The organism is Chryseobacterium proteolyticum (assembly GCF_046591535.1).
GTDB lineage: Bacteria > Bacteroidota > Bacteroidia > Flavobacteriales > Weeksellaceae > Chryseobacterium > Chryseobacterium proteolyticum.
In genome coordinates, this window is record NZ_JBJLWK010000001.1 from 832,994 (window position 1) to 846,028 (window position 13,035).

Annotated in this window: 14 protein-coding genes; 1 reads left to right on the forward strand and 13 read right to left on the reverse strand. The window is 33.3% G+C overall.

The features are described from left to right. Window positions 1-21 precede the first annotated feature (21 nt). From ACJ5H0_RS03790 to ACJ5H0_RS03805, 4 genes are read right to left on the reverse strand one after another with little or no spacing between them, the layout of a single operon-like run. Window positions 22-2,256, reverse strand: coding sequence for a DUF3857 domain-containing protein (locus tag ACJ5H0_RS03790; protein ID WP_411247376.1), 2,235 nt, complete (start codon window positions 2,254-2,256; stop codon window positions 22-24). Beyond that, window positions 2,216-2,452: a hypothetical protein gene (locus ACJ5H0_RS03795; protein ID WP_411247378.1), complete on the reverse strand. Its 237-nt coding sequence runs from the start codon at window positions 2,450-2,452 to the stop codon at window positions 2,216-2,218. The genes ACJ5H0_RS03790 and ACJ5H0_RS03795 overlap by 41 nt, the downstream gene beginning before the upstream one ends. 41 nt (window positions 2,453-2,493) lie before the next feature. After that, entirely contained in the window at window positions 2,494-3,765 is a 1,272-nt protein-coding gene (locus ACJ5H0_RS03800) for a hypothetical protein (RefSeq protein ID WP_411247379.1), read from the reverse strand. Window positions 3,766-3,772: 7 nt separating this feature from the next. Next, complete coding sequence (locus ACJ5H0_RS03805) at window positions 3,773-4,126, reverse strand: MmcQ/YjbR family DNA-binding protein (protein WP_273648154.1); 354 nt, start codon at window positions 4,124-4,126, stop codon at window positions 3,773-3,775. 254 nt (window positions 4,127-4,380) lie between these two features. Here ACJ5H0_RS03805 and ACJ5H0_RS03810 point away from each other — a divergent pair, with 254 nt between their 5' ends. Continuing rightward, window positions 4,381-5,037, forward strand: coding sequence for an NAD(P)H-binding protein (locus ACJ5H0_RS03810; RefSeq protein ID WP_172278370.1), 657 nt, complete (start codon window positions 4,381-4,383; stop codon window positions 5,035-5,037). A gap of 132 nt (window positions 5,038-5,169) precedes the next feature. Here ACJ5H0_RS03810 and ACJ5H0_RS03815 read toward each other — a convergent pair whose 3' ends face one another. The 9 genes from ACJ5H0_RS03815 to ACJ5H0_RS03855 all read right to left on the reverse strand — a co-directional run bounded on the left by ACJ5H0_RS03815 (window position 5,170) and on the right by ACJ5H0_RS03855 (window position 13,031). Next, a complete protein-coding gene (locus ACJ5H0_RS03815; protein ID WP_411247380.1) occupies window positions 5,170-5,310 on the reverse strand; it encodes a VOC family protein in 141 nt (46 codons plus the stop codon). After that, window positions 5,303-5,686, reverse strand: a complete 384-nt coding sequence (locus ACJ5H0_RS03820) for a VOC family protein (RefSeq protein WP_411247381.1) — start codon at window positions 5,684-5,686, stop codon at window positions 5,303-5,305. The genes ACJ5H0_RS03815 and ACJ5H0_RS03820 overlap by 8 nt, the downstream gene beginning before the upstream one ends. Before the next feature lie 78 nt (window positions 5,687-5,764). Next, window positions 5,765-6,340 (reverse strand): glutathione peroxidase, encoded by a 576-nt coding sequence (locus tag ACJ5H0_RS03825; protein WP_172278374.1) that lies wholly within the window; start codon window positions 6,338-6,340, stop codon window positions 5,765-5,767. Between the two features lie 48 nt (window positions 6,341-6,388). Continuing rightward, window positions 6,389-7,051: a histidine kinase gene (locus tag ACJ5H0_RS03830; protein WP_411247383.1), complete on the reverse strand. Its 663-nt coding sequence runs from the start codon at window positions 7,049-7,051 to the stop codon at window positions 6,389-6,391. A gap of 139 nt (window positions 7,052-7,190) precedes the next feature. After that, complete coding sequence (kdsB, locus tag ACJ5H0_RS03835) at window positions 7,191-7,916, reverse strand: 3-deoxy-manno-octulosonate cytidylyltransferase (RefSeq protein WP_411247385.1); 726 nt, start codon at window positions 7,914-7,916, stop codon at window positions 7,191-7,193. Window positions 7,917-7,974: 58 nt separating this feature from the next. Further along, a complete protein-coding gene (locus ACJ5H0_RS03840; RefSeq protein WP_411247388.1) occupies window positions 7,975-8,940 on the reverse strand; it encodes a phosphatase PAP2 family protein in 966 nt (321 codons plus the stop codon). 96 nt (window positions 8,941-9,036) lie between these two features. Then, window positions 9,037-10,290: a pyridoxal phosphate-dependent aminotransferase gene (locus ACJ5H0_RS03845; protein WP_273648159.1), complete on the reverse strand. Its 1,254-nt coding sequence runs from the start codon at window positions 10,288-10,290 to the stop codon at window positions 9,037-9,039. Between the two features lie 136 nt (window positions 10,291-10,426). Continuing rightward, window positions 10,427-12,142, reverse strand: a complete 1,716-nt coding sequence (locus ACJ5H0_RS03850) for a phospho-sugar mutase (protein WP_411247391.1) — start codon at window positions 12,140-12,142, stop codon at window positions 10,427-10,429. A gap of 190 nt (window positions 12,143-12,332) precedes the next feature. Beyond that, entirely contained in the window at window positions 12,333-13,031 is a 699-nt protein-coding gene (locus tag ACJ5H0_RS03855; RefSeq protein WP_306612496.1) for a GIN domain-containing protein, read from the reverse strand. Window positions 13,032-13,035: the final 4 nt, after the last annotated feature.

Here is a 13,035-nt window from a genome sequence, read left to right on the forward strand (position 1 = left end):
TTTGTAAGCTTTCTTTTTGATTTATTTATATCCTAAAATTTGATTTTCCGTATTTACTGAATCTTCAACAAATTTTTTAAATTCCGGATACTGTTCTTTTTTAATATTATCCCAAGGTGTATTGGCTGTCCGGGTAATTTTCAATTTGTTATTTTTTTGTAATTCATAATTAATCGAATACTTAAAATTATTATAAGTCAGTGTTTTATTTTCCGGAATTTCAATGAACTTCATACTTTCCGGAATATTGAGATACACTTCTTCTACATATTCGTTATGTTTTTCATATTTGGTATATTGAATATCTGTATTTCTGTTTTCTGTTGCTACAACTTCCTTTGTAAATGGTTTTGTCACAAAAGGAATCTTCATAATCTTTAAACTTCCAACAGACTGAGGTTTATCATTAATACTAAATTGTACTTCAAAACTAAGAGGTTTTGACGTTAGGTCTTTTCCATCAATCAGCTTCACAGTTGTTACATTAATGATCTTATCAAGCACAGAACCGTATTGTTCCTCCATACTTTTCTTCCTGTAATCATCTGTTTGATCATCTTGAAAAAATTCATTAAAATAACTTTTCGTTTCTCCCATTACATACTGTTTTGTAGAAAAGTTCTGATTGTCTCCATTAATTGTAACGTCACTAACTGTTCTAAAAACACTTTTAACATTATTATCGCTCGATAAACTGATCAGATCTGTGGATGTATTCGATTTATCAATAACAAGAGCTTTTGCATTATAATTAAGTTTAACTGCAGAGTTAAAAGGTAAATATTTTCCTGTCATTTCGAGAAAAGTTTCTTTTCCGTCAAGATTAACTTTTACTATACAGTGATTAAAACTAAGATTGGGCAATAAGAGACGCTGAGAGGAGTTGTCATTAGTTTGAACCAATACAAGGTTTGACTTCAATCCTGCCTGATTTCCTAAAATCAAAAACAAAGTAGAAAGATCTTTACAATCCCCTAATTTAGTAGAAAGTGTTTTAGATGGTTTTTGAGGTATATACCCACTTTGACGGAAGTCGACTGAACTATAACTTATGTTTTTTTCAATATAGTTATAGATTTTCTCAGCCTTTACCATATCATTCATTCCTGAAGTTCCTGCAGGAAAAATTTCTTTAAAAGATCTCTCAACAACTTTGTCTGAAACAACACTTTTTTGGATCAGATCAGCATACCATTTAGCTATTTCCTGCCATGTTTTAATTGAATTCACTGTTACCGAAATAGTCGAATCATAGAAACTTGGACCATAATACTCTTCCAGATCTACTTCGGGAAGATTATCTAATTTCCATGTCTGGAATAATTTATCCCCAATTTTCTTCTTCGTAGACGTTACTTCTTTATTATTGCTTTTTACCTGATAATTTAGACTTTCAGGAGTAATAACAGTAAAAATAGATTCTACCACAGGGTATTCAGAATCAAAATAAGAACTTAGGTTAAAATCTTTAGAGAATCGTCCTCCATTTCTTTCCAAGCTTTCTTTTTGAATAAGAATTACGTCTCCTACTGATAAATTTGTAAATACAATCTCATCTGCGGATTTTTCTCCCGGAATTATACTTCCATTTTGCTTAATAATTTCAGATTTTATTACATCATCATCATAATCAACATAATACTCTTTCAATTCTTCAATTCCTTTTTCCGAAGTAATTTCATAAACATATGTACTTCTTTTTTTGAGTCCCCCTTCTGCAAATACATTTACAATGTACTCATCCAAAAGTGTTGTAACTCCCTTTTTTCCTTTTATCCCATTATTTCTGCGTTCACTGATAAGTTGGTACAATTCCTTTTTAGATACTTGTGTAATTTCATCCTGGGTTTTATCAAGATCCCTTAACAACTTATGCATTTGTTCATTTTCCGTATTATGAGAAAGGGAAAGTTTTGCAAATTTTATAGCGTCCTGTTTTTTATTTACTTTTGCCAAATAATCTGCTTTTGTAGCTAAGATTGAATAAGAATAGGGAAAGTTTTCTAAAGCATTTTCTAATTCAGTAGCATATTCAGGATTCTGGTAATCTCCATCTAAAATGCCTAAATATTGTGATCTGAAAGAATTTACCGTAGGATACAGTTCAATATATTTCTTTAAAATTTTCTTCTGATCTTCTATCCTATTTGCTTTTTCATAGTAAGAATATAAAGTTGACATTACATCATTACTATTCTTCTTTTCATATACTTCTTCAAGTTTTTTTAATGGTCGAGCTTTGATCCTTTTTATCAAAATCTTCTAATGTTGTAAAAACTGTAAAAAACTTCTCATTATTGGCAAAATACTTTTTAAGGTTTGCAATATGCATTTTTGCTTTAACAACATCACGATTTCTCATTGCAATTACAACATCAAAAAATTCGCCTAATGGTTTTGCTTTTGTTTTATATAAAATGTTCCTGTACTTTTCAAGTTCCTCGATAGACATACTCTCAAACTTTTCGCTTTCTACCATTTTGATCATCGGTACTATATAGTATTCAGGATCATTAACTCAATATTTTTAAAAACTTCATTGACTTTTTTATCATCTTCTACATTCGTATAATAGATTGTAAACAGAGATTGAATAAGAGAAGACTTAGGGTAAGATTTCAACAATTCATCAATCAACTCTTTCGCTTGTTCATTTTGAAAATTACTAAGATAGGCTGAGGCTAATAAATATTTATAAAAAAAACTATTTGGAGTTTGTCTAAGCTTTTCTTTTAAAGCTTTTTCAAATTTCAAAGGAACTTCTTTAGCTTGTAACTGATTAAGTGGGGTTTTCTGATAATCCTTAAAAGTATCAAAATATTTAAGGTCAGAAATTTTATTAAAATTCAGATCAAAAGGCACCACCATAAAGGCATTCTTAGAGTTCTTCATGTCAAATTTTAACATAATTCTATTCATTCCTTTAGGTAGATTTACTTCTACCAAATGTGCTCCTAGGTTTGTATATCCGTCATTTGTACTTGATAGTATTTCAGAATCATTTAAAAACAGTCTGAATTCAGTGTTTGTATCTACTTCAAGCAAAATTTTCCTTTCTGTAGGATTTTCTACAAAACTTTGGGCATACATAATTCCTCTTCCATACTCTATTTCGTTAATAAAAAACTCAAATCCATCATTTGATGGAAGTTTCTTATTATACCACCCTACATTTCCAAAGCTATTAGCATTGAAAAGTTTATCATTTTTCGCATAAGATTCCGGATCATATTCGTTGTACAAACCGCTTCCGTTAAGATTTTCAAAAACACCTGCATACTGCCATTTATCGATCCTGCCTATTCTTGCTAAAGCTTCATCGGCGGATTTGTAGTTATTTCTTATCCTGTCTAGGGTCGCTTTATATTCTAAAATAGTAACTGTATTTGCATAGGTTTCATTTTGAGCTAAAAAATCTATTTTCTTATAAGAATTATCGTCCAATCCTGATCTTTCATTATCTCCCAATACAAATCTTCTTTTGAAAATAGGATACAAATAGGCTTCATCCAGTTTGAAATTAACGAAATTTTTAATAAATGTTTCATCAAAAGACATTTCCCCCAATTCCTCATCTATTAAAGCATCTAAAAATAAAGATTCAAAACCATTTAGCTTTTTGTCTTTTAAATTTTTATCATAAAAATTTCTGGCCTCCTCTCTTTTATTATTCAATAAAAGATTCCATGTTTTAGTCTCTTCCTGAGTTTGTGCAAAGGCACTGACTGATAAAAAGTAGATAGCGGAAATTAGTACTTTCCTCATAGTTAGTTTATAAATTATTAATGGTATTTTGATATTTTTTCGTTAATGAAGAGAAAACAAGATCATAGGAGTGATCAATCATTTTAAAAATAAGATCTCTTTTTAACCCATCCAAAGAAACTGAATTCCAATGGGTCTTATTCATGTGATAAGCACCTGTGATCTGCGGATATTGCTCCCGAAGTTCGGCACTCCATTCAGGATCGGTCTTTACGTTGATTGCTAAGGGCTGTCTTTCCAGTCCCATTAATAAAAACATTTTCGTTCCTACTTTCATCACAAGCGTTTCATTGTCAAAAGGAAAAGTTTCTGTGACTCCTTTTTTTGCAAGACAGTAATCCAATATTTCGTTGGCATCCATTTTTAATAGCTGATTGTTTTAATGGGTTATTAGTTAAAAGATGAAAATGAGAGTTTAGTAGTTGATAGTTGATAGTTGATAGTTGAAAGTGCAAAATTAGTGTTTATCAAGTTCTTTTAATCTTTTAATCTTTTAATCTTTTAATCTTTTAATCTTTTAATCTTTTAATCTTTTAATCTTTATTATTAATTTCAAATTTAGTAAATTTAGGTAGGAAAGAAAAGTTCACAACATCATCACTAATCACATTTATTATGAAAGCTTTGGTAATTGGCGCTACAGGTGCTACCGGTAAAGATTTAGTCAATCAATTACTTAACGATAAGGAATTCGATGAAGTTGATGTATTTGTCAGAAAACCTCTTGATATCAGGAGTGATAAATTAAACGTTCACATCGTAAACTTTGATGCACCGGAAGAATGGAAAGAAGCAGTAAAAGGTGATGTTGCTTTTTCCTGCCTGGGAACCACTTTGAAAACAGCTGGGAGTAAAGAAGCCCAGAGAAAAGTAGATTTCGACTATCAGTATGAATTTGCAAAAGCTGCGAAGGAAAACAATGTAGATGACTACATTCTTGTTTCTGCATACGGGGCAAATCCTAAATCTAAAATTTTCTACTCCAAAATGAAAGGCGAGCTTGAAGAAGCTGTTAAGCAACTGCATTTTAATAAAATAACCATCTTTAAACCTGGCATGCTGGAAAGAAAGGATTCTGACAGAACGGGAGAAGTTCTCGGAAGCCGAATTATAAAATTTGCCAACAAAATCGGACTTCTGGAAAGCCAGAAGCCATTGCCAACTCATATTTTAGCCAAAGCCATGATCAATTCTTCTAAAATCAAAAGCTATGGGTATTCCAGTATAAAACTGGGAAATATATTTTGTTTTGCTGAGAAAACAAATGAATGAAAGGTTAGAAATTAGAGATTAGAAGTTAGAGGTTAGAGGTTAGAGGTTAGAGGTTAGAGGTTAGAGGTTAGAGAAAGATAATAATTTGAGGTGATAAACTGATATTTTCTGGTCTGAGCCGAAGCTCAGACTTTATTTCGTCGTTTTACTGTTCATACTTTTCCCTAATTTTTCATATTCAACATCATTAGGCTCCCAAAGCTCGATTTTGTTTCCTTCTATATCCATGATGTGTACAAACTTTCCATATTCATAACTTTCGATCTTATCCACGATGGTTACATTTTCTTTTTTTTAACTCTGCAACCAGCTTTTCAAGATGTTCTACCCTATAATTGATCATGAAGTCTTTTTCTGAAGGTTGAAAATATTTTGTTTTTTCACTGAAAGGACTCCACTGGCTAAATCCTTTTTTAGAGTTATCAGCCCCCTGGTACCATTCAAATACCGCCCCATATTCATTGGTGCGAAGCCCCAGGTGATCGCTATACCATTCTCTCATTTTCTTAGGATCTTTACATTTAAAAAAAATTCCACCAATCCCCGTTACTCTTTTAAGACGGTCCTCATTGCCATCAGTAGCAGATTTAAAGGCAAATCCTAATATAAAAGAAATTAGAATGCAAAGCGCAAAAATGATCTTTTTCATGAGTTACGTTTTTATTTATTTAACCATATAAAAAAAGTGGGTGAAAACACCCACTTTGTAAAAATATACTTTTTTTGTTTACTTAAAATATTTTGTAATCGCCTGATCAGTTGGCTTCGTAGTGCTTACAAAGCTATCTACTAATTTACCGTTTTCATCGATCAGGAATTTAGTGAAGTTCCAAAGGATCGTAGTATTCTTAACTCCGTTTAGTTCTTTTTCTGTCAGATATTTAAAAATAGGTGCTGTATCATCCCCTTTTACAGAAACTTTAGCAGCCAATGGAAAAGTTACCCCATAATTTTTCTGGCAAAACGCACCGATCTCGGTATTGGTTCCCGGTTCCTGACCTCCAAAGTTGTTGGCAGGAAAACCCACTACTACCAATTTATCTTTATATTCTTCATAAACTTTTTCCAGATCCGCATATTGAGGGGTAAATCCACATTCCGAAGCCGTATTTACAATCAGGATCTTTTTCCCTTTAAAGTCTGCAAAATTGATCTCTTTGCCATCAAGGCTTTCTACTTTGAAATCATATATTGTTTTTCCCATAAGTTCATTGGTTTTAGCTTTAGAAATTTCACTTTTTTGGTTGGTACAACTCTGTAAGAACGCTACAAAAGAAAGTAGCAATAAGAAGATCTTTTTCATGAGTAATATGATTAGTGGCAGTTTTCACTGCGTTATTTATATAGACTATTAAAATTTAAAGATATTGGCAGGAAAAACTTTGTTGACGTCTATTTTATTGATCTGCATTACAAAATCCCCATCTTTTTTAGGGCTTGAAGATTCAATTCTGAAAGGCATTAATAGATTTCCCACTTTTCTATACTCCGAATACGTTAATGTTTCATCTTTTTTTATTTCCTTAAGAAGCATATAGGTATTGGTATCAAAATAATAGAAATTTTTATTGACATTTTTTGTTAATTCTACTTTATGGCAATAAATATCTCCCACTTTCTCTTTTCCCAGATATTTAGCTTCAAAACCTTTATTCTCCCAGTCAATGAAATCATTATCAAAACTTTCGGGAATATAATTCGGATATTCCTGAACTTTATTTGTGGCATAGTTCATTGCATATCCTTTACTTCCGTCATAGCCTTCAATCGCAGTTTCTTTATTATTAATGGTAAGAACTGTTTTAGTGAGATTCGGGCGTTGCTGATAAATTTTTATCGGATATTCATCTTTGATCCCCAAAATTACTTTCCCTTGAAGTAATACTGAATTTAACAGCTTCCAATTTGTCAGTCCGCCTGATAGTTCAATATTTTTATCGATAATTTCCTTAGCGGTCTGTGCAAAAGTAATTTGTGAATAAATCAGTACGAATACTAAGAGTAATTTCTTCATTAATTCAATTTATAATTCAAATATAAGGCGAATTTGTAAGAAAGCAAATTTGTGAAAATGTAAAATCGTACTCATTTAACAATTTTACAAATTTGCTATTTAGCAATTCAGCCCTTCTTCCTTTTTGCCTGTTGGCAATTTAGTTGATCAATTTTCTTGCTTTTTCCAAATCCTCAGGTGTATCAATTCCAACTCCAATAAAGTTGGTCTCTATTAATTTAATTTTCATCCCATATTCCAGGTAACGGATACATTCTATTTTTTCCGAAATTTCTAAAGGTTTCATTTCCAGTTTAGAAAACTGCAGCAGTGCATGCTTCCTGAATGCATATACTCCAATGTGCTTGAAATAATCTACAGCATACGAGATCTCCCTGTGGTAAGGAATAACTGAGCGGCTAAAGTATAATGCAAAACCATTATTATCGGTAATAACTTTCACATTATTTGGGTTTTCAATTTCCTCCTTTTCAGTCAGCTTTATCTTCAGAGAAGCTAATGAAATTTCCTGATTATGATCTTCTTTAAAAACTTCAATCAGCTGTTTTAGAGGTTCTGTCTTTAAAAAAGGCTCATCACCCTGCACATTGATCACAATATCACAATCTATATGCTGAACTGCCTCCGCAATACGGTCACTTCCTGTTTCATGCTGCCCGGTCATTACGGCCTTTCCTCCATTATTAATAATCTCATCATAAATAATCTCAGAATCACACGCTACAAAAACTTCATCAAATAAACCCGTTTCCAGAACATTCTGATAGGTGGTCGTAATTACTGTTTTACCACCTAAAATCTGCATTAATTTTCCGGGAAACCGGCTTGCTTCGTAACGGGCGGGAATAACTGCTATGATCTTCATTGAACGATTCTTATTATTTTAATTTTTTTTTAAATATAAGCAAAATATGGACTTCTTCTTAAAAAGAAACGTTTACTCCCACCATATTATAGCCTAGATTCGTAGAAGCAATAAAATTCAATTTATATTTTACTTTTCCTGTACTTGCTCCTGAAACTGTATATCTGTTTTTCGAAATGGTTTTCCCTATAAAATATCCCATGAGCAAGGCTAAAGGATAATCCGATGCCCAGTGAACCTGGCTTTGCATCATCTGAAAAGCCATCGCTCCTGCCAATGTATATCCTACTGGTTTAATCCATACTGCATCAGGATAATTATCTGCAATCGTTGTAATAGCCGACATAAATGTTGTTAAATGTCCCGATGGCATCGCATCATAACTTGATGTATTTTTAGCAAAAGCTGCAAAGCTTGGAAAAGGAGTCCAGTGTCCTCCGGAATTACCTTTTTCTATTGCTATAAACGGACTTTCCCTGCCTGTAATCCTTTTTATTGTTTGTGAAAAAACACCGGAAAGCAATAAACTTTCCATTAAACCACTGGCGGTTGCCTGAGCCCTGTAGTCATCTTTTATCCAACCATACGTCGCAAAACCTATCCCTAACAATACAACTGCAGAGCCATTACCGATGAGATATAAACCTGAGCCGATATTTTTCGGTATTTTTATAACTCCTCCGATTTTACTGTAATTATTATCGGCACTCATCCCCCATTTTTCACCCAGTTCTCTTGAATTATCAATCAATTTCTGATCGAATGGAATAAGCACCAAAGTACTTGCTATTGCACCTCCTAAGTAATAAGCATGATCCTTTGCAACAAAGTCCTTATTAGTATCTATAAAATCTTTCGGGGCCCTGGTAATAAATTCGAAAAGCTTAGGCTTATGATAGGTTCGCACAGAACCGTCTTTGAGAATATAGCTCTGTGATTTTAACGATTTTTCGATGGTGCTGTCTTTTTTCTGCGACCATACCATTACTGATATGGGTAATAACAGCCATTTAATTTTTTTCACTTTGTGTTTTTTTTATACCCGCAATCAGCTATCCGGTTCATGAGACTTTCAACAGAAACAAAAGTTCATTACAACAACTGATTGCGGGTATTTATTTTATTTTAAATTGCTTAATGCCTGCTCTAATTTTGGCATCATTACTTCAATTTCGTTTACTGCTAATCCTCCTACAGAAGCACGGAACCAAGGTTCAGATTTTTCTTCTCCGAAGGCAGAGAAAGGAACTAAAGCTACACCCGCTTCATTGATTAGATAAAAAACAAGATCAGATGAATTTTCTATAGTGTTCCCATCCGGTTTCGTTTTTCCGATATAATCCAACTTGATCGTAAGGTAAAGGGCTCCCATAGGCTCAATGCTTTCTACGGCTAATCCTTTGCCTTTTAAATCCTGGATTCCTTTATGAAGAACTTTAAGGCTTTCTTCCAGTTTTCCTTTAAATTCATCAACAAAAGTATTTACATCTTCAGAGTTCTGGTAATATTTAGCTGTTGCCTCCTGCTCCGGCTTAGGTGCCCAAGCTCCTACGTGTGTAAGCAAAGCTTTCATTTTATCGATAATATGAGATGGCCCGAACCCCCATCCTACACGCACTCCTGTTGCAGCAAGACATTTTGAGATCCCATCAATATAAATCGTATAGTCTTTCATTTCAGGGAATAGAGAAACGGGATCATAATGTTTAGCATCAAAAGTAAGATTCGAGTAAATTTGGTCATACATCAGATATAAAGGCTTTTCATCAGCGCCTCTTTTTTTGTTTTCTTCGATGATGAGTTCGCAGATTTCAGAAAGCTGGTCTTTTGTAAACATCGTTCCTGTTGGGTTCAATGGCGAACAAAGCGCTAATAAAACAGCACCACTTAAGTGAGGTTTAAGATCAGCAGCAGTAGGTAAAAAGTTATTTTCAGGAGTTGTCTTCACCTCAATAGCATCTGCAGAAGTAAGATAAGCATAGTGATTATTATTCCAAGAAGGAATAGGATAAATAACTTTATCACCTTCATCTACAATCGTCTTATACACTGCATAAATCAAAGGTCTAGATCCTGCAGTAATTAAAATATCATTGGCTGAATACTCCAGATTCCATCTTGATTTAAGATCTTTTGAAACTTCATTTCTTAAAGATAAAAGTCCGTTTGCAGGCGGATAATTCGTCAGATTATTCTGATAAGCTTTCTGAATCTCCTCCTTTAATTTTGCAGGTATCGGATAGATATTAGAATTCAGGTCACCAATAGTAAGATTGGCTATCTCCGCTCCTTTTGCCTTTAAATCATTTACTTCATTACCAATTTTTACAATTTCAGAACCAATCAGGTTCGCCGCTAATTTTGAAACTTTCACTTTATTTAAATATTTATTGTTTTTGACTAATGTTATATGTTATTAAGTATAAGTTATAAATTTTGTTTTTAATTAGAGAGCTCTTTCCTAATACTCTCATTCATAAATGTATAAACCAAATTTATAACTTTCATTTTCAGTCTAGTTTAAGATCTGCTTTTACCTGATCAATTTTCTCATCCAAAGATTTTAATTTATCTCTGAAATCAGCTTCGGAAGTAATCATATCTTTTACCGAAATATAAAACTTGATCTTTGGTTCTGTTCCGGAAGGTCTTATACAAACTTTAGTTCCATCCTGAGTATAGTAAATCAATACATTGGATTTTGGAATCTCATTCATAACCTGTTTTTCATTTTTAGAAACAATAAAATGGGTTTGTTCCTTAAAATCTTTAATATCTTCAACCAAAGACCCCGCGATTTCTTTTGGAGGGTTTTCTCGGAAATTTTTCATCATGTTCTGAATTTCTTCAGCTCCGTCCTTACCTTTTCTGACAAGATTCACCAATCCCTCATAGTACATTCCTGTCTCCTGATATATCTCAATCATATATTGATACATCGTTCTGCCATTGGCTTTGCACCATGCTGCAATTTCGCACGCCAAAAGAATACTTCCACAAGAATCTTTATCACGAACAAAATCCCCGGTCATAAAACCAAAGCTTTCTTCTCCTCCGCAAACAAACTTTTCTTTTCCCTCAGCTTCACGGATCATTTTTCCGATCCATTTAAACCCAGTAAGACCTGCCTTACAGGCAACCCCAAATTTTTGGGCAATATCAAAGAAAATATCTGACGTAACGATCGTAGAACCAATAAACTCTTTTCCAGTAATCTTATCCAGTTTTCTCCATTCATTTAGAATATAATACGTAAGAATAGTATTGGTTTGATTACCATTCAGCAGTTGCATTTCTCCATCAAGGTTTCTCACTGCAATTCCCAATCTGTCACCATCCGGATCTGTTCCAATCACAATATCAGCATTGGTGATTTTTGCAAGATCCATTGCCATTTCCAATGCAGCAGGCTCTTCAGGGTTCGGGGAAGCTACAGTAGTAAAGTTTCCGCTAGGAATCATCTGTTCTTTTACAAGATCCACCTTTTTGAATCCTGCTTTTTCCAAAGCCTTCGGAACCGTTGTATAAGTTGTTCCGTGAATGGATGTAAAGACAATATTCAGGTTCTCTTTTCCAACATTCTGATACGTGGAATTCTCAATACAGGCATCAATATAAACATCATCCTGCTCTGCCCCGATCCATTCAATAAGATCATCGTTCCCGTCAAATTTAATTTCATCAAATTTCACAGAATACACCTCATTGATAATTGCTTCATCATGAGGCGGAACAATTTGAGCTCCATCATTCCAGTATACTTTATATCCATTATATTCCGGGGGATTATGAGAAGCCGTAAGTACAATACCCCCGTTACATTTTTTATCACGAACGGTAAAAGACAATTCCGGCGTAGGTCTGTGATCTTTAAAAAGCAATACCTTAATTCCATTAGCCGTTAAAACATCAGCCACCAGTTTTCCAAATTCTTTGGAATTATGACGAACGTCATAAGCGATAGCTACTTTAATTTCCTCATTGGGAAATTGCTTTAACATATAGTTCGCAAGTCCTTGTGTAGCTTGACCTAAAGTGTACTTATTTAAACGATTCGTTCCAACCCCCATAATTCCTCTCATACCTCCGGTCCCAAATTCCAGTTCCCTGTAAAAAGAATCTTCCAGATCAGGAGAATTACTATCAATTAATAATTTCACAGCATCTCTCGTTTCCTGATCAAACGTTTCACTTAACCAAAGTTTCGCTTTTTCTAATGTTGTCATATTTGTATCTTATTTAAGCTGGAAGTCTGATGTCGGAGGCCTTTCAGCTGTCTCCATATCAACTTTTGCAGCGTATATTTATTATTCTTTTATTGCATTTCTGTATATATTTCTTTACAACTTTATTCAGAAATATATTTTCTATTCTTTTTTATAAACAATTACATGCTCTCCTAACTTTCAGCTTCTATTATAGCGTCTTATTTTCAACCTTTGTTGTTTTATCAATTTTGAAAGCGCGGATAGGATCATTATAATATAAAAACTTTGCTGTATTCTGAATATGTCCTTTAAGAGAATCTTTTACATTAACTTCAGCATAATTCCCGTTTTTAGAATCAATATTCAGGTTGGTGATTTTCCAATACGGAGCAATCAGGCTAGCCGTATCAGAAATCTTTATTACTGCATTTTTAGTTTCTCCTAAAAAATTGGCTCTACTCCTGTTCACCATCTCTATTTCCGCTCTTCTTGTGTTCACTGAACCCATAAATGTAGCGTTATTCTTTAAATTAAGCTTAAAATTATCTGTTTTTATTTCACTCGAAATATTCATTTCTACAGAATCTGAAATGGAAACTTTTTCAAGATTATATTTTGAATAAATGGTCACATTATAAAAATCAACTCCCTTTGTTCCTCTTTTTTCTTTTATTGAAAGAGTTTTGTCTTTCACATCTACATCTAAGTTATTGGCAACATTTGGATAAGTCTCTATTTCAACAAAATTTTTAGGACCTCTCGCATAAAATACCCTAAACTTCCCGTTAAGGTCCAGGTTGACAAATTCAGAAACATCCACATCTTTTCTCTCAATATTTCCTTTGGGGGAAACTTTTCCACAAGAAATTACGGCTACAAGCACAAATATGTACAATATATTTTTCATACTT